This is a genomic window from Streptomyces sp. NPDC005435, from assembly GCF_040703155.1.
GTDB lineage: Bacteria > Actinomycetota > Actinomycetes > Streptomycetales > Streptomycetaceae > Streptomyces.
The window spans coordinates 35088-50838 of sequence record NZ_JBEXEQ010000021.1 but is presented as its reverse complement, the minus strand read 5'-3'; the positions used below and the strand labels follow the sequence as shown (position 1 = coordinate 50838).

Annotated in this window: 18 protein-coding genes and 3 pseudogenes; 14 read left to right on the top strand and 7 right to left on the bottom strand. The window is 69.9% G+C overall.

The window, feature by feature from the left end; all coding sequences use genetic code 11:
- Window positions 1–7 precede the first annotated feature (7 nt).
- Together AB0898_RS25030 and AB0898_RS25025 are read left to right on the top strand one after the other, a co-directional pair.
- A complete protein-coding gene (locus AB0898_RS25030; RefSeq protein ID WP_366805213.1) occupies window positions 8–676 on the top strand; it encodes a TerB family tellurite resistance protein in 669 nt (222 codons plus the stop codon).
- 223 nt (window positions 677–899) lie between these two features.
- Window positions 900–1217, top strand: coding sequence for a DUF3052 family protein (locus AB0898_RS25025; RefSeq protein ID WP_366805212.1), 318 nt, complete (start codon window positions 900–902; stop codon window positions 1215–1217).
- 28 nt (window positions 1218–1245) lie between these two features.
- Here AB0898_RS25025 and AB0898_RS25020 read toward each other — a convergent pair whose 3' ends face one another.
- On the bottom strand, window positions 1246–1566 hold the full coding sequence (locus tag AB0898_RS25020; RefSeq protein ID WP_366805211.1) for a hypothetical protein: 321 nt from the start codon (window positions 1564–1566) through the stop codon (window positions 1246–1248).
- Between the two features lie 68 nt (window positions 1567–1634).
- Between AB0898_RS25020 and AB0898_RS25015 the strand changes: the two genes are divergently transcribed.
- From AB0898_RS25015 to AB0898_RS25000, 4 genes are all read left to right on the top strand, one after another.
- On the top strand, window positions 1635–1799 hold the full coding sequence (locus tag AB0898_RS25015) for a hypothetical protein (protein ID WP_366805210.1): 165 nt from the start codon (window positions 1635–1637) through the stop codon (window positions 1797–1799).
- Complete coding sequence (locus tag AB0898_RS25010; RefSeq protein WP_366805209.1) at window positions 1781–2005, top strand: hypothetical protein; 225 nt, start codon at window positions 1781–1783, stop codon at window positions 2003–2005. The genes AB0898_RS25015 and AB0898_RS25010 overlap by 19 nt, the downstream gene beginning before the upstream one ends.
- A 144-nt stretch (window positions 2006–2149) precedes the next feature.
- Window positions 2150–2941, top strand: coding sequence for an LppX_LprAFG lipoprotein (locus AB0898_RS25005; protein ID WP_366805208.1), 792 nt, complete (start codon window positions 2150–2152; stop codon window positions 2939–2941).
- A gap of 63 nt (window positions 2942–3004) precedes the next feature.
- On the top strand, window positions 3005–3457 hold the full coding sequence (locus AB0898_RS25000) for a protein phosphatase (protein WP_366805207.1): 453 nt from the start codon (window positions 3005–3007) through the stop codon (window positions 3455–3457).
- Window positions 3458–4223: 766 nt separating this feature from the next.
- On the opposite strand, the pseudogene AB0898_RS24995 reads toward AB0898_RS25000, so the two are convergent.
- The 5 genes and pseudogenes from AB0898_RS24995 to AB0898_RS24975 form a co-directional block, all read right to left on the bottom strand.
- Window positions 4224–4424: pseudogene (locus AB0898_RS24995) on the bottom strand (transposase); the annotation flags it as partial.
- A 203-nt stretch (window positions 4425–4627) separates the two neighbouring features.
- On the bottom strand, window positions 4628–6013 hold the full coding sequence (locus tag AB0898_RS24990; RefSeq protein ID WP_366805206.1) for a VanZ family protein: 1386 nt from the start codon (window positions 6011–6013) through the stop codon (window positions 4628–4630).
- Window positions 6014–6089: 76 nt separating this feature from the next.
- Window positions 6090–6443, bottom strand: a complete 354-nt coding sequence (locus tag AB0898_RS24985; protein WP_366805205.1) for a hypothetical protein — start codon at window positions 6441–6443, stop codon at window positions 6090–6092.
- Window positions 6444–7092: 649 nt separating this feature from the next.
- Window positions 7093–7287, bottom strand: a complete 195-nt coding sequence (locus AB0898_RS24980; protein WP_366805204.1) for a DUF397 domain-containing protein — start codon at window positions 7285–7287, stop codon at window positions 7093–7095.
- A pseudogene (locus tag AB0898_RS24975) lies at window positions 7269–7933 on the bottom strand (helix-turn-helix transcriptional regulator). Before AB0898_RS24975 ends, AB0898_RS24980 begins: the two are co-directional and overlap by 19 nt.
- A gap of 33 nt (window positions 7934–7966) precedes the next feature.
- Here AB0898_RS24975 and AB0898_RS24970 point away from each other — a divergent pair.
- Window positions 7967–8173 (top strand): hypothetical protein, encoded by a 207-nt coding sequence (locus AB0898_RS24970; RefSeq protein WP_366805203.1) that lies wholly within the window; start codon window positions 7967–7969, stop codon window positions 8171–8173.
- 32 nt (window positions 8174–8205) lie between these two features.
- Window positions 8206–8388 (top strand): annotated as a pseudogene (locus AB0898_RS24965) (hypothetical protein).
- 21 nt (window positions 8389–8409) lie between these two features.
- Here AB0898_RS24965 and AB0898_RS24960 read toward each other — a convergent pair.
- Window positions 8410–8871: a GNAT family N-acetyltransferase gene (locus AB0898_RS24960; RefSeq protein WP_366805202.1), complete on the bottom strand. Its 462-nt coding sequence runs from the start codon at window positions 8869–8871 to the stop codon at window positions 8410–8412.
- Window positions 8872–9161: 290 nt separating this feature from the next.
- Here AB0898_RS24960 and AB0898_RS24955 point away from each other — a divergent pair, with 290 nt between their 5' ends.
- From AB0898_RS24955 to AB0898_RS24930, 6 genes are all read left to right on the top strand, one after another.
- Window positions 9162–9911 carry an SCO2525 family SAM-dependent methyltransferase gene (locus tag AB0898_RS24955; protein ID WP_366805201.1) on the top strand — a complete coding sequence of 250 codons (750 nt, stop codon included), beginning with the start codon at window positions 9162–9164 and terminating at the stop codon, window positions 9909–9911.
- Window positions 9912–9973: 62 nt separating this feature from the next.
- Window positions 9974–11815: an SCO2524 family protein gene (locus AB0898_RS24950; protein ID WP_366805200.1), complete on the top strand. Its 1842-nt coding sequence runs from the start codon at window positions 9974–9976 to the stop codon at window positions 11813–11815.
- 3 nt (window positions 11816–11818) lie between these two features.
- Window positions 11819–12736: an SCO2523 family variant P-loop protein gene (locus AB0898_RS24945; RefSeq protein ID WP_366805199.1), complete on the top strand. Its 918-nt coding sequence runs from the start codon at window positions 11819–11821 to the stop codon at window positions 12734–12736.
- Window positions 12733–13722, top strand: coding sequence for an SCO2522 family protein (locus AB0898_RS24940; RefSeq protein ID WP_366805198.1), 990 nt, complete (start codon window positions 12733–12735; stop codon window positions 13720–13722). Before AB0898_RS24945 ends, AB0898_RS24940 begins: the two co-directional genes overlap by 4 nt.
- A gap of 1 nt (window position 13723) precedes the next feature.
- Window positions 13724–14689 (top strand): SCO2521 family protein, encoded by a 966-nt coding sequence (locus AB0898_RS24935; RefSeq protein WP_366805197.1) that lies wholly within the window; start codon window positions 13724–13726, stop codon window positions 14687–14689.
- Window positions 14690–14746: 57 nt separating this feature from the next.
- Window positions 14747–15703, top strand: coding sequence for a hypothetical protein (locus AB0898_RS24930; protein WP_366805196.1), 957 nt, complete (start codon window positions 14747–14749; stop codon window positions 15701–15703).
- Window positions 15704–15751: the final 48 nt, after the last annotated feature.

Genomic DNA, 15751 nt, shown 5'->3' with positions numbered 1-15751 from the left:
GTGCGACGTGCTGCCAGTACGGGGACGAGACGGCCGTGCCGCCAGGGCTGCGCGCATCCTGGGCACCCGCACCACCTGGACTCCGGCCGGGGATGGCGAGTTCTTCTGCCCCGGCTGCGGGGGCGACCGCAACTACCAGCGGATGACGGGCCGGGTCCGGCTGACCCTCCTCGGCGTCCCCGTCCTCTCGCGCGGCGAGACCGGCCCGGTGGTGGAGTGCGCGGCCTGCCAGCACCACTACGGCCTCGACGCCCTCGACCATCCCACCTCGCGCCGGCTGTCCGTGATGCTGCGGGACGCGGTCCACACGGTCGCCCTCGCGGTCCTGGTCGCCGGCGGCACGGCCTCCCGCGCTCCCGTCGCCAAGGCGGTCGCCACCGTCCGCGCGGGCGGCGTCGAGGACTGCGCGGAGGAGGAACTGGCCGCCCTGGCCGACGCGGCCGGCCCCTACGGCGCGGGCCTCGCCCTCGAACTCCACACCACCCTCGACCCCCTGGCCCCCCACCTCGCCGCCCCCGGCCGCGAGGCCCTCCTCCTGGACGCGGCCCGCATCGCCCTCGCGGACGGCCCCTACACCCCGGCGGAACGCGGCGCCCTGACCGCGATCGGCGCGGCCCTGCTGCTGGACGCGGGGGAGACGGGGCGGCTGCTGGAGGAGGCGCGGCAGCGGTTCTGAGGTGGCGGGGCGCCGCGTGGTCACCGCCGCCGGGGCCGGGCCCGCTTCGGCAGTTGGGTGAAGCATCCGCCGCCGGTTCTCCGTGTCGGGGCATCCGGCGTGCCGTCTCCGACGGGCCCAGCGGGGAAGGGAGCGGGGCCGTGCGGCTCACCGTGACAGCTCGCCCGGCGACGCCTCCAGCGGAGCGCGCGGCGCGACGGCGGCGGAGAGGAGTGACGCGGCGGTGAGGCTGCCCCGGAGGGCGGCGGGCAGCGCGGTGATGACGGCCGACGAGGACAGCGAGGTCGTCGCCGACGTGGTGCTGCTGTGGTGGCGCGAGAGTGACGGTGACGTCGCGGACGCCCTCTCCGACGCGCTGAGCCGGCTCGCGGACGGCGGCGCCATCGGGCTCCTCACCCCGAAGACGGGCCGCGACGGTCATCTGGAGCCGGGCGACATCACCGAGGGCGCGGTGACCGCGGGAGCCGTCCAGCGCGCGGCCGTCCCGGCGGCCGGCGACTGGAACGGCACCCGCCTGGAGGTACCGGGCGCCCGCCGCTGACGCGCGGCGTACGTGGGGACTTTGGCCGTCACCGGGGCTCCGGGAGCGGGTCGCCCCGGAGAAACGCCTGGTAGGCGGCCGCTGCGTCGGGCTCCACGGTCGGTGCGTCCGGCCCGTACCGGGTGTCGGTGCGGTCGCGCTTCGGGCCCGAGAGCCAGAAGGTGTCGTCCGTGTCGACGTCGTAGAAGTTCGCGTCGGCCAGACCGAGACCGGTGCCCCGCCGCAGGGTCCGCCCTTGGAAGTACGCCGTCCTCCAGGTCTTCGAGAACTCCACCCAGCCGATCCACGACGGCCCGCGGTCGGTGTCGTAACCCGTCTTGAGCTGCACGAACATGAGTCTGCGAGGCATGGCACCAGCTTGGCGGGGCGGGAGTGTGCCGTAAAGCGGATTAGGGCGGCCCGGTGGCTGCGGGTGGGGTGATCACTGGATCGGGACAAGATCACGGAAGGGCCCGGTCCACGACCACCACCGCGCAGGACGTCATCACCGTCAAGCCGGAGCGCTCGTTCGACGCCCTCGACGCCGACCGCGACGGCTGCCTGGAGTGGGCGGACTACCAGACGTGGACGCGGACCGGCTGACGAAGGACCAGTTCATCGCGGCCAACCGGCTCGCGGCCATCGACACCAGCCGGCTCGACGTGACGGACGGCGGCGGCCATGTCGTCTTCGACGTCACCGACAGGGACGGCGTGATCTCCCGTCAGGAGTTCATCCGCACGATCCGCGAGCACCTCCTCTCGAACGACCCGGACGCGCCGGGCAGCCTGTTCTTCGGCCGCGTCTGAGCCGATGGGGGCCGGGGTGCGGGTGCCGTTTCGCGCCCCCGTTGACCAGGGAGGACGGCGTGGGGTGCCGGGTAAGATCGCGGTAAGAGGCGGAGCCGTGAGGGCACTGGCGGCCTCCATGTTCCGAGTCCCCGGAGAGCCCTGATGCGCCGTCCCCTGCTGCTCGCCGCCGCCACCGCGTTGCTGTGCGCGGGCTGTGCCGCTTCCGGGGACGGGGGCAAGTCGGGTGCCGGGAAGGCCACTTCACAGCCCGGCGCCCCCGTGCGCGCCGCCACCGCCGCCCTCGGCAAGGACACCGCCCGGGTCGACCAGGAGATAGAGATATCCGGCGGCGGCGAGGCCTACGTCATCTCCGTCTCCGGCGGCTTCGACTTCGCCGGGGACAAGGGCCGGCTCGCCGTAGACTTCCCCGAAGGCGGCGTCGCCCACGCCGACGAGGTCTTCGCGGACGGCAGGATCTACTTCAACGGCGCCCCCGACCTCCGGGAAGACTCCTGGGCGGCCATCCCGCGCGACAAGGCCGAGGCCCACTATCTGCTGCGCGCCCCGCTCAACGACCCCGAGCACGTGCTGCGCCAGATCGCCGCGATGCGCCAGGTCTCCCGCGAGGGCGAGGAGAAGATCCACGGCGTCCGCACCGTCCACTACCGGGGCACACTGGACAACGCCACGCTCATGCTGCGCGCGGCCAAGGACATCCGCGAGCAGGTGAACCAGGCCCGCGACATCCTCGGCGAGGACCTCCCCGTCTTCGCGGACGCGTGGATCGACGGCCACGGCCGCCTCGTCCGCACCCGCCTGACCGTCGTCCTGGCGGGCGCCAAGATGACCGCCACCATGAACCTCTCCGGCTTCGGCGAGCCGGTCCATGTCACCGCCCCCAAGCCGGCGGACACCGTGCCGGTCGGCGGGACCAGCGGCGTGCTGACCGGCTGAGCCGCCCGGCCGCTCCGGTGGTGTCGGCACCCGCTCCACGCCTCCGCCGAAATAATCACGGGCATGAGTGACGACCCGTCGACACCTCCCTGGAACGAGGACGCGCCCGGCGTGCTCCGGCTGCCCTCCGGACGCCTGGTACGCGGCCGGGGCCTGCGCAGACCGCTGGACCCCGCCGCACCCCCGCCCACCTACGGCGTCTACCTCCTCGGCAAGCGACCACCCCCGGTCTCCTGGGAGTTCCAGTGGCTGCGCTGGCCCGACTTCCGCCTCCCCGCCGACCACGTGGCCGCCCGCGCGGTCCTCACCGACGCGTGGGAGCGGACGGCCGCCGACCGCGTGGAGTTCGCCTGCGGAGGCGGCCGCGGCCGCACCGGCACGGCGCTGGCCTGCGTGGCCGTCCTGGACGGCGTACCGCCGGAAGAGGCCGTGGAGTTCGTACGGCGCCACTACGACCGGCACGCGGTGGAGACGCCGTGGCAGCGGCGGTACGTACGCCGCTTCGCGCGGGGCTGAGCCGCGGGGACGACGCGTCGGCGGCTGAGCCCGGCAGCAGTCAGCTCGCAGTGGAAGAGCGTCCGTGCGGCGGTGTCCGTCGTGCGGGCGTCGAGCAGGACACCGGTGGCCGGGTCGATCGTGAGATGGCAGAGGAGGTCTTCCTCGGGAGCCCAGGCGCTCAGCGGGAAGGCCCGCATCGGGCGCACGGTGGACCGGAGGGACGTCGGGCGGGTCGTGACGGCACGCGTGAGTGGGAGACGATGCGGGACGGTGAGAGGAGTTCGGCGAGCCGGGCCGCGGCGGGGGAGGCGCGGTCGCTCCGGTAGTCGCCGCTGATGCCGGCGGTCACGGTGCCACCGGGGCTGTGGACGGTGACGGTCCACCGGCGCCGCGACGGCAGCGGTGCCGCGTTCAGAGGCTCGCCGACACCTGGTTCGGCATCGATCTCGGCCCGCAGGCGCACCGGTTCGAGCAGGCTGGTCGCCATCCGCGCGAGCACGGCACCGGCTTCCGTCGTCGACCAGGGACAAGTCCACCTCACCGCGTTTCGCGGCCTCCGCGTTCAGGCCTTCCAGCAAGGTCTCGAAGACCCAGGGCCAAGATCCGCACCGATCGCCTGCCCCGCACCAGGGCCTCCCCGCGAAACCTCGCCGTCGGCGTCCACCGCCAGAACGGCCGGGCCAACATGGCCGGCCGCCCTCCGCCGAGCCGCCCGCGACTACCGCCACCCCTTGATCGCCCTCGGCCTCACCTGACGAACTCGGACAAGATCACTTCACGCGATGACCCTGGCGTCACGCCACTGCCGGAAGCGGTTGTGGACGGTCGACCAGGCATCGAATCCTGTCGGCATCTCCCGCCAGCGCCCGCCCGTTTTGAACCGCCGCCAGATCACGTCCTCGAACTGCTGCTGCCGCAGTCGTTCGGGGTGGGGTCCGTACTCGCCGATCGGCGGGTACGGTTCGATGAAATCCCAGACGGTCAACCAGGTCGAGCCATAGCCTGGCCTCCGGACTGTCGGATCAATCCCGCTGACGCGTGTGTAAGTGGCGGGCTCGTGAAGAACGGTCCCGCCACATATGCCATATGCGCCTGTGCCCGGGCTCGAACAACGAACCGCCCTGCTTATCGTCCGGGCCGGGATTATGGCCAGGGCTGGAACTTGGACGGTCGCTACCCCGGAAGCGGTTAGTCGTGGTCGAGTGCGTCAGGAGATGCAGGTCTGATCGCGCCAGTCACGGCGTCCACCGTGATCACCGAGATGGTTGGCGCGGTGGTGGCCGCCGCAGGAATGCCGTCCTGTACGACGCCGTCCTGGGAAGAGCCGGAGGTGGCGCCGGGAGGGCCGAAGCTCAGCATCCAGTAGGGGCGCCAGCGGTTGTTGTCATCAGTGCGTGCCAACAGTTCAGCGGAGATGACGACATTTCCGGGGTATTTGTGTTCCACGAGAGCCTGAGCCTGCCGATGATCAATGTGAACCGACGGCAGCGTGGGGTCGGGAACATGGCGCGCGGTGAAGGAGATGACTTTACGGTCGGGCCCGACGAGGACGTCCATCCGCATGGGCATCAACACGCCGTTCTTGCGGGAACGCCAAGAGACCAGCCGGGAGGCGTCATGGGGGCCGGCCGCGCTTACAGTCGTGTGGCCGGCGAGTGCCCATGGAAAGTGGTCGCGTGCGAAGGCGGAGGCGATTTCTGTGGCGTCGCTGTCGCTGAGGCGCGGGGTGTCGGGTCCAACGAGTGGGCTGGTGGGCTGGAGCAGGCCAGACGACACTTCCAGGGAAGGCCAGCTGAGGTCGAGAACACCGTGGTCGGTGTTGGCTGAAATCGACCCGGAACCTTTGACCTGACCAGGGAAGAACTGTACTTGGGTGAGGTGAACTTGCTTACCGAGGAACTCCGAGACGGCTGCCTTGGCGGCCTTCTGCTGTTCAGGCGAAGCGGCGTTCGCCCACGCCACCTCTGTCATCACGAAGGTAACGGTGAAAGCTGCGGTCAGACCGATCGCGGTCATCCCCGCGGAGAATCCGATGAGTGAGCGGCGGATTTGACGTTCGCTGATGAGGAAAGTGGCAGCACTTCTGCGACGGGACGCATTCCAGCGCAGCGCAGCGGTGCCTGCGAGAGTGCCGATCAGTGTGCCGACACTGTTGGTCCACAGGTCGGTGCTGTCACAGGATCGACCCATACCAGGAGTGAGCGCCTGAGCGACCTCGGTGGCGGCCGATAGGGCGACGCAAGCCAGGGCGGCCGGCACGGGGCGGCGAGTCAGCCAGGTAGCCGAAGCGGCCAGGGGTACGAAAAGGAGAACGTTTAGCAGCCCTTGGGTGGTGAATGTTCCCGTAATGATATTGCGTTCGATGAAACAGGTGGCCGAAGCGGGCGCATTGGGGGAAATCGGGTACAGCGTGGCGGTCATTTCGACCGCAAGGGATATGCCCGCCAGTGCGTACGACATCCCGGGCTTCCTGAGCCTGCGCCCCAAGAAAAAGAACAGCAGGGCTGCAATCAGGGAAGAGCTGATAAGGGTAGTTATCAACCCCTGGTTGCCATTAAGGATGGCGTAAATCATGAGGTCGCTTCCTGGGCTTGGGCGAGAAGGTGGTGCGGGTGCGGGGCCCGCTCGCGCGGGCCCCGCACCCAAGACTTCAGCAGTTGGTGACCGGCGCGTTGTTGAAGGTCTGCTGGCCGGAGACCTCCATCCAGCCGATGACGGAGTTGCAGTTGGTGATGCTGTAGTTGGACCACTTTGCGCTCTTGGTGGTGCCGCCCGCCTGGGTGAACCACGACCCGGTGTGCTTGGTGCCATTCCAGGTCCAGCCGAAACGAGCGGTGATGGTGCCGGTGCCGGAGTCCTTGACGTACGAGTCCGTGACGTTCGTGGTGTTGGAGGGGGATCCCATGGTCAGCTGGGTGTAGAGGTAGCCGTTGGAGAGCTTCGTGCGAGACGTGCCGTAGTCGAAGTTACCGCCGGCCATGGCGGCCGGGGTGGCTATGCCCACACCGATGAGAGTGGCAGTTGCGACCGCGGCAATACGTCGAACTCGCGTCATTTTCTAATCCTTTTCCTTCAAGCGGGAATCATGAAGATGATCTTCACTGGATGTGGAGAAGGTAAGGGATCCATGGAGAGGTGGCAATATCATTTGAGGGTGATTTGAGGTTCCTTCTGGTGTAGTTCCGTGTGCTCCGGATTTGTCAATGGGGTGATGAGGGTGGAATATGATGATTTAGCAGCTCCGGGATGCGGAGCAGGTCTGGCCGCTGGTGGCCATGTGAGCGTCGAGTCCGTACGGGCGTCGGGTGAGGCCACCCCCGCATGCCGTCACGCCTGCGACGACTTGGGAGATCCCTCCCGCTCCGTCTCGTCTGCATCGTCGCTGACCTGCGGAGGTGTCTCGTCGAAGGACCGGACTCCCGCGCCGGTGGCGGTATCCGTCACCCTCGGGCCGCGCTGCTTGTCGCCGCGGCCGTCGCTGTTCCGGCCGGCGCCGGCGCCTGCTCCGTCACGGTGATCGGTGAGTGGGTTGCCGACGCCCCGCAGTACGCCGTGGCCCTGCTCGGCTTTATCTCGGCCCGCTGACCGGCTTGTTCGGCCCATCCCACGCCCATGCCCCTCCGCGTTGCCCTCGAAAGGCGCGCCCAGTCTCTTCAGAGGCCGGCTGCTCCGACCGCGTTGATGGTCCAGGCGGGGGTGCCGACGACTACGGCGCCGTCCTGGACCTTGCTGTCCCGTAAGGGGATGACGCCGGGGGCTCCGTCGGCCACCTCGACGCGGCTGCCGCCCTCACTGTTGCTGTAGGTGCTCTTGTACCGGCGGGCGTGGGTCAGGTCGTACTCGCGCATCGCCTGAAGTCCGTCGCCGCAGACGTGATCAGGGTCAGGGACGCCTCCGGCGACAGCGCGACGACCCTGAGCAGATCGTAGGCGCGCTGGGCTCGCTTCACCACGGTCGGCACGTCCGCCGGCGTCCCGGAGAACGAGGTCTCTGTATGGGCGAGCGGGGGTGCGTCATCGAACTCCATGAGCTGGAGCATTCCGCCCATCGCAGCGAGTGCTCCCGCTGAGAAAGGAAGCACCGTCACTATGTCCGTGCGGTCCCGCATCAGGCAGGCGACGTACTCCAGTTGGGTCGCCATGACCTCGGGGCCACGCACGGCGACGCGCAGTACCCCTTCGTGCGGAGCCACCCAATACTCGGGCCCTGTAGCCCCGGCATCACCGTCGGGGTGAACTCGCAGATCCGCGTGGCCAGGCGCTCCAGGCCCACCACTCCGGTGAAGTGATCCGCGTACCCCGGATCATCGATCAGCTGCTTGCACAGTCGCTCGAAGATGCCGTCCGTCTCCAGGGCTTCGTCGATCCGCTTCGCCACGTCCAGTCGAGGCTTCCGGATCGCCTGCTCGAACTGGCCGATGTAGCCGCCGGAGACGAACACGCGCACACTCGGCTCCGATTGAGGCAGTCCCGCGTTCTCCCTCCGCCTCTTCAGCTCTGTACCGAAGAAATCGAAGGGATGCGAACAGTGGGATCACAGCACGCGGCGGACTGTGTCGAGGGAGCGGAGCGGACCCTCGCCGAATTGCGCGACGCACTCACGAAGGCCGGGATCAAACTCCCCTCGCTCGGGATCGACCCGAACTCGGTGGCGCGCGAGGCCCCGTGCCCGCTGGTCGAGTCGGGGCGGTGCTCGGTGGAGACGGCGGCCCGGCTCGGCGCGGCGCTGCGGTGAGCGCGAGCCGGCCACCGCTGGGCTCGTATGCGATGGACACGGGGACGGGGAGGGCCGGCGTCGTGATGGCTCGCGAAGGCCCGTAGGTACAGCTGCGCCCCCTCGGCGGCGGCCGCGAGTGGGACTGCCCGCCGTACCGCCTCCGTGCGGCCACCGCCGCGGAGCGCCCCCGCGCGGCGACGGCGCGGGCCAACGCCCGCAGCGAGGTTCTGTGACCCCGCGCGGGTGCGGCTTCGTCAGAACACGAGCCGCATCCGCTGCCTCGGCTCGCCCGGGCCGAAGTACTCCGGGTGCGGCGCGCCGGACGGCGTGAAGCCGAGGTGGCGATACAAGGTCACGGCGGAGTCGTTCGCGGGGTCGACCGTGAGCAGGACCTCGCCCGCCCCCTCCTCGCGCAGCCGCCCCAGCATCGCGGTCATCAGCTCGCGCCCCAGGCCGTTGCCGCGCAGCGCCGGGCTGACGACGAGGCTGAGGATCCAGCTGGAGGCGTGGAGCGGCGGGGTCGCCAGGATGTAGCCGTGGAGCGTGGTGCCGTCGTCCACGACCAGCAGATGGTCGCCGAGGGCGTCGTGGAACTGGCGGAGCGCGAAGTAGGGATAGGGGTCGTCCGGGAAGGTCTCGCGGTCGAGCCGCAGCACGTCGGGGAGATCCGCTTCCGTGATTTTTCGCAGGAAGCGGTCTCCATGAAGAGGAATCATTCCGTCCCCTTTCCGGTCCCGCGAAATTCGTGCGATATCCGCATTGATGCGACAGTATGCAGCCGCGCCCGGGGTGTGATCGGCGCGGCTTCTCCCATGGTTACCCGCTGTTTTTCGGTCATCCAAGTAGAGATCCGGACCAAATGTGGTTGACTGTGTCACGCGAACGAAATCGCGCGCAGTTCCGATATTGATCTTACCTCGCCCGTTGATGAATCTTGCGTGGCGTGGGTTTCGTTGTGCTCTCATGCTGCTACGCTGAGTTAATGACCTCGGGATCGCCTGCTGGCGTGAAGAAGCTGAACGGTGATGTCGCGTGGGAAGATTTCGACCCCCAGGCGTACATCGAGCACAATTACCGCGTCCTGCATCCGGACGACGAGGCGATCATCACCGTCGTCCGAGATCATTTCAGCGGTCATTTCGGCGGCTCGGGATCGGTGGCCTCCGGAATCGACGCCGGTGCGGGCCCCAACATCTATCCGGCGCTCAGCATGCTCCCCTGGTGCGACAAGATCACGCTCCTGGAGCGCTCGCCGGCGAACGTGCAGTATCTGAACTCCCAGGTCGAGTCGTACGGCCCCCAGTGGGACCAGTTCTGGGACGTGCTGTGCCGCGACCGGGCGTACCCCGAGCGGGTCGAGGACCCCCGCGCGCGGTTCGCGCAGACCGTCCAGCCCCGCCAGGGCAACCTCTTCGACCTCGCCCGGGGCGACGAGCGCTGGGCGATGGGCACGATGTTCTTCGTCGCCGAGTCGATGACCACCTCCGCCGAGGAGTTCCGGCAGGCCGTCGGCTGTTTCATGACCGCTCTGGAACCGGGCGCCCCGTTCGCCGCCGCGTTCATGGAGCACTCCCGGGGATACCGGGTGGGAGAGAGTGATTTCCCCGCGTTCGACGTCGACGAACAGGGAGTCCGCGAGACACTCGACATTCACGCGTCGAATGTCCAGACGCACCGGCTGGGAAAGCCGGGGGGCTTGCTGCGCGAGGGATACACGGGAATGATCGTCGCCACGGGTCATCGGAGCGACCGGTAAATGCGGAGATCCATTCGCCGTCTTCACCGTCGGGATGACATACCTGTGTGAGGGGCATGGGGATGCAGATCCAACCCAGACAGAATTTGCTGTCGATCTGGCAGGCCGTAGCACGTCAGTGTTTCCCCGGTGGAGCCTGGGATTGGGGAGAAGGGGGCGGACAGAGCAGCGTCGCCGACGCCGAGCGGCTGCTCTGCCTGCTGTATCCCGCGACCGAGGCGCCCGCATTCCGGCTCGACGCGCCCGACACCACCCAGCCCGACGTGGAGAAATCCCTGCGTCTGGTCGGTGACGCCACGGAGATCCCGGAAACGATCGTCCGGATTCTCACCGAATTCATGGAGCGCCACCGCGCCGGTGACACCCCCACCTTCTCGGGCGGGAGCTACTTCTCCGCCCTCGACGCCGAGGAGGAGCTGTCCAAGGAGCAGCGGGCCCTCGGCGTGGTCGACGCCTACAGCCTCTCCGTCACCCTGTGCCTGGCCACCCTGGGCTTTCTGAAGGTCTACCAGACCAAGACCGAGCGGCCGGGCACCCTCCAGCTGATCGAGTCCCTGCGCGAGGCGACCAGCGACCGGCTCACCGCCGCCATGGTCAACCTGCTGCGCGCCTTCACCGTCGACGTGTACACGGTCGACTCCCCGCAGGGCCAGGCGCTGTGCCGGCTCCTCGGCCAGGGCCGCATCCCGGACCGTCTGGTTCTCCAGCGGTTCCAGGAACGCTTCCGCGCCCTGCGCGCCGTCATCCGCGAGAGCGTCGTCCTCGGCGTCGACGTCGAGGAACAGCTCGGCAACGAGAACCGCCTCTTCGAATGCGGCTGGGCCTGGAGCGTCGTACGGGGCGCACCCCTGGTGGAGACCTCCGAGTCCATCGGCGAACAGCCCACCGGCATCGCCCGCGCCGTGCCGTACCTCTACTTCACCGTCGTCGCCCTCGACGGCATCCAGGACCTGTTCTCCGACCGCACCCTCGTCCTCGGACTGCTCAACCAGGAACAGCAGAAACTCGCCGACGCGCTCCGCCTGCGCTGGACCATCACCCAGCAGTACTGGTCCGGCATCGCCCGCTTCGACGACGACCGCTGGCCCCTGGAGGACATCCCCTGGCGCACCACCGGACAGCGCATGGAGTCCGAGTACTTCTCCCTGTGCGTCGCCTCCATCCTCGTCCACGACCTGGTCCGCCGCCGCGCCACCGAGGACGACCTCAACCGCACCGTCGGCATCATGGAGCGCCTCGCCGAGCGCGGACGCGTCACCGCGAGCACCACCCGCGAGGACAACGCCGTCCTGCTGCACAACCCGGGACTCGCCCTGCCGCTGGCCTCCGACCATCCCCTCGGGCCACCCATGCGGTGGACCATGACCGACTTCTCGGCCCAACTCCTCAAACGCACCATCCAGTTGTGCGCCCTCTCGCGCAACGTCGCCTCCCACACCCGGCTGCTCCAGCTCGCCGAGCGCACCATGGACCACCTGTGGCTGCGGCGCATCACCGACAACGACGGCGTCGGCCTGTGGGACAACGTGCACGCCGCGTTCCCCGACTCCGCCGACCGGCAGAACCAGCCGTCCTGGACCATCACCGAACGCGTCACCGAGTGCATGGTCGCCGCCCAGCAGCTCTACAACCAGTCGCCCATCCGCAGCGCCGAACCCACCGCGCTCGCCCACGCCCTCCTCAGCGAGGCCACCCACCTCCTCGGCACCGAGCAGCTGGAACAGCCCGCGCCCATCGCCAAGAGCCAGGAAGGGGCGGAACTCAAGGGCATCGAAGCCGACCTGCGCCGCGCCCGCTCCCTGCTCGACACCCAGCCCGGCACGTCCTGCGCGCTCGCCCTGAACGTGCTCAGCCGGCTCGACGACCTCGCCCGCGCCCGCGCGGCCGGATCCCAGGGGGTATGAGCCGTGCTCGTCTTCGCCGCCTCCGACAAGGGAGGCACCGGACGCTCCGTCACCAGTGCCAACCTCGCCTACCGACGCGCCCTCGACGGCGACGACGTCTGCTACCTCGACTTCGACTTCGGCTCGCCCACCGCCACCGCCGTCTTCGACACCCCGAACGTCATGGAGGAGGCCGAGGGCCGCGGCCTGCACGCCTACCTCAAGGGCAAGACCGGCGAACCGCTGCGCATCGACGTGTGGAGCCGCACCGAACACCCCGTCCTCAGCGACCGCCCCAGCGGCTCCGGACGCCTCGTCCTCTTCCCCGGCGACCGGGGCGGCGGCGAGTTCGTCACCGACGAGGACAACCTGCACCGCTGCGTCGACCTCTTCCTGCGCCTGCACCGCGAGTTCGACCTCGTCGTGGTCGACCTCAGCGCCGGACGCAGCTACGCCATGGACCTCGCCCTGACCGCCACCGCCCGCGAGGAACTGCGGAACATCCGCTTCCGCTGGCTCCTCTACCACCGCTGGACCCGGCAGCACGTCATGGCCGCCGCCGAACTCCTCTCCGGCCGCCAGGGCCTCCTCGGCTCCGGCATCGCCATGGGCCACGACCGCACCGCGCTCCTCGGCTCCGTCCGCGTCGTGCGCGCCGCCGTACCCGATCTGGAGTCCCCGCAGTGGGCCCAGATGCCCGCCGCGCAGTACGCCTGGATGCGCCAGTGCGACAAGCGCCTCGAAGAACTCGCCGCCTCCCTCGGCATCGGCAAGACCCGCGCCCTCGCCTCGATCCCGCTGGAACCCGTGCTCCAGATGCGCGAACAGCTCATCACCGACGAGGACGTGCTCGACAGCAAGATCGCCAACTTCAGCACCCGGCAGGCCCTGGTGGAACTGGCCGAGCGGCTCACCGACGACAAGTTCTGGGGGCAACTGTGACGGAGGCCGCCGCCGTCTTCCGGGAGACCAGCGCCGACCCGGTCACCGAATCCGTGCCGTACTCCCATCTCTCCCTGGAACTCGGCCACTTGTACATGGAGGACTTCGCCGAGGGCGCCGACCGGCTGGTGCGCCACTTCACCGCCGTACGCCCCTGGGCCGACACCGCCCGCGCCTGGGCGGCCACCGCGCTCCCCGCCGGAAAACGGCCCCGGATCAGCACCTGCTTCCTCATCGACGACTACTTCAGCCGCCTTTCCACCCCGGCCAAGCTCGTCCCCACCCTGCTGGAGGCCGCCGAGCGGGCCGGGCTCACCATCGACTACCTCGCCCGCGAGTCCGGCTGCGCGCTCGCCGACCCGGCCCGCCCCGACCGGGCCGGACTCGCCGAGTCCGTGATGCACCGCCTGGTCGAGTCACCCCCGCCCGGCAGCAACGGCTTCCGCCCGCCCGTCAGCCGTACCGGCTGGCTCACCAACGGCCGCCGCGCCCCCGCCCGGCGCACCTCCGCCGCCCTCGACGCCGACAGCGCCTGGCAGCCGCCCGCCGAGACCGAGGCGCGCGGCCACTCCGTCTTCGTCGACGTCGAACTCTGGGACGACAACGGCCCCCACCGCACCTGGTCCTGCGCCTTCCTCGCCGCCGTCTGGCAGCTCGCCCGGCTCGGCCTCCTGCGCGACGACGGCCGCGCCGTCCTCACCCCGACCCCATGGGAACGGAACCTCCCCTTCCCCGACGACTGGGACGCGCTGCCGCCCCTGCTCCGGCTCAACCCGGCCGCGCCGCCCTTCACCGCGTACTACACGTGCAGCGCGCTCCCGGTCCGCTTCCTGCCCGTCGAACACGCCGTACGCGTCATCCTCGGCCAGGTCCACGTCGACGCCGACGCGGTCGGACAGGCCGTGGAGCGGGCCCGCCAGGAGAAGGTCGCGCTGCCCGAGGGCGTCGTGGAGCGCACCTCCTACCTCTTCCCGCCGGGACTCTGACATGGCTGCCGCCCCCGCCCTGATGTGCGGCGAGGTCCGCACCTGTCTGCTGCCCACCCGCGACGCGGTGAGCGAGCGCACCGCCGCACGGCTGCTGCGGCTGCGCCCCGACGAACGTGTCCGCCTCTCCCGGCGCCCGCACCCGCACGCCCTCTCACCGGACGTGCTCACCGGCGTGGACTGCCGGCTGCCCGCCGCCAACGGCGCCCGGGCCCGTGCCATCGGCACCCTCGCCGCCCGCGCCAGCCTCACCGAGGGCCGGGTGCTCCAGGCCACCGCCCACTTCGCCGCCCCCGCGAGCGGGCCCGACCGGCGCCGGCCCTGGGGGGAGTACCTCGTCCACCCCGGCGTGCTCGTCCCGCTCGGCAAGCTCCCGGTCCGCGCGGTCGCCGACGGCTTCCTGCGCGAGGCACACGCCCCCGACCTGCTCGACACCGGCTCCGTCGCCGAGGGCATGCTGGCCCGGATCTCCCGCAACCACCGCCTCCTCGACCACGACACCCCGCTGCGCACCCCCACCACCCGGCTCAGGTGGGCCGCCCTGCCCGCCCCGGCCGGGACACCGGCCCGGCTCGTGAGCCTCACCGTCGACGACACCGACGGGCTGCGCACCATGGAACTGAGCGTCCCCGAGGACCTGCCGGCCGCCGCCGTCGCCGGGTTCTGCGAGGACCTGGCCCTGCACGACTGGCTGCTGACCACCGTGAGCGGCAAGCTCGACGGGCTGCCGCTCGCCCGCGCCGACGGCGCCGCCGCCCTCAAGGTGCTGCGCCCGCTCGTCGACCACCTGCTCCACCTCTGGATGCCCATGGCCCGCGTCGACCCGGCGCTCGGCCCGCTCTGGCAGACCCTGGAGCAGCACCCCGGCTTCAGCCGCCAGTGGCACAACCTCGTACAGCGCGTCCGCGACCAGATGGCCCTGCGGGCCCTGCTGCCCCGGGAGGCCGCCGCCCTGGCCGCCTCCTGAACCGATCGCCTGAATTCATGGGTGAGCCCACATGATCCCAACGGGGGGAGAAGCGGGATGACAGGAACGATCACCACGGGCGGCCACCACCGCCACCATGTCTCCGACACCGGGGGCCGGGAGGACGCCGGCCGCCGGTTACTGCAGAAACTGCTGGTCACGGTCGTGGCGGGCGGTGTGGTGTACGTCCTGACCACGGTGCTCGCGCCCACCGCCGAGGACGTCTGGCAGCTGGTCCTGTCGGTGCTGTGCGGGGGCGCGGTCCTGATCGTGCAGTTCATGGTGACCTTCGCGCACCAGCTCAACGACCTCAAGAGCTCCGTCGACAAACGCTTCGTGGACATCGGCCGGGCCACCAAGCTCTTCAACGAGGTCGAGAAGCTGCGCGGCGACGCGGTGCCCCGGCTCGCCGAGAGCGCCACCCTGGTCGTCTCCACCGGCCCCGAGATCCTGCACGACTTTGCGCACGAGGAGATCAACCGGCTCGCCCTCCAGATGGACGACCTGACCAACCTCACCGCCGAGTGCCCCGGCGAGAACCACGACTGGCTGCTCAGCCTCACCAAGTGCGCCCAGCGGAGCATCGACGCGATCAGCACCTCCGTCGACCAGAACTTCTGGAGCACCGAGCCCGCCGGACGCTATCTGGAGGCGCAGCGCGAGGCGATCGACGCGCGCGGGATCAAGGTCAGGCGGCTGTTCGTGGTCCGGGCTCCGGAGGACATCCCGCGTCTGGCCGACGTCTTCAAGGAACAGCGCGACGTGCGCATCGAGGTCCGCGTGGTGGCCCTCTCCTCGCTCCCGCTGCACGTCCGGCGCGGCAAGATGATCGACTTCATCATCTTCGACGGCGCCCTGTCCTACGAGATCGGCGCCGACCAGCTCAGCGTGAACTCCTGGACGACCGTGAACGCCCGCGTGGACGACGTACAGCAGCGGATCAGGCGCTTCAACGAGCTGTGGAACGCCGGGGAGGGCGGGGAGGGAGGCACACCGGAGCCCGCCGCCTCCTGAAGCGTCCCGAACCACCGGGACCGGGCCTGCGCACCGCACGCGTGCGCG

Coding starts and splice junctions, on each gene's coding strand:
- AB0898_RS25020 (WP_366805211.1), bottom strand. CDS start 1,566: ATGCCTCGCAGACTCATGTTCGTGCAGCTCAAGACGGGTTACGACACC.
- AB0898_RS25005 (WP_366805208.1), top strand. CDS start 2,150: ATGCGCCGTCCCCTGCTGCTCGCCGCCGCCACCGCGTTGCTGTGCGCG.
- AB0898_RS25000 (WP_366805207.1), top strand. CDS start 3,005: ATGAGTGACGACCCGTCGACACCTCCCTGGAACGAGGACGCGCCCGGC.
- AB0898_RS24990 (WP_366805206.1), bottom strand. CDS start 6,013: ATGATTTACGCCATCCTTAATGGCAACCAGGGGTTGATAACTACCCTT.
- AB0898_RS24980 (WP_366805204.1), bottom strand. CDS start 7,287: ATGCGCGAGTACGACCTGACCCACGCCCGCCGGTACAAGAGCACCTAC.
- AB0898_RS24960 (WP_366805202.1), bottom strand. CDS start 8,871: ATGATTCCTCTTCATGGAGACCGCTTCCTGCGAAAAATCACGGAAGCG.
- AB0898_RS24950 (WP_366805200.1), top strand. CDS start 9,974: ATGCAGATCCAACCCAGACAGAATTTGCTGTCGATCTGGCAGGCCGTA.
- AB0898_RS24935 (WP_366805197.1), top strand. CDS start 13,724: ATGGCTGCCGCCCCCGCCCTGATGTGCGGCGAGGTCCGCACCTGTCTG.
- AB0898_RS24930 (WP_366805196.1), top strand. CDS start 14,747: ATGACAGGAACGATCACCACGGGCGGCCACCACCGCCACCATGTCTCC.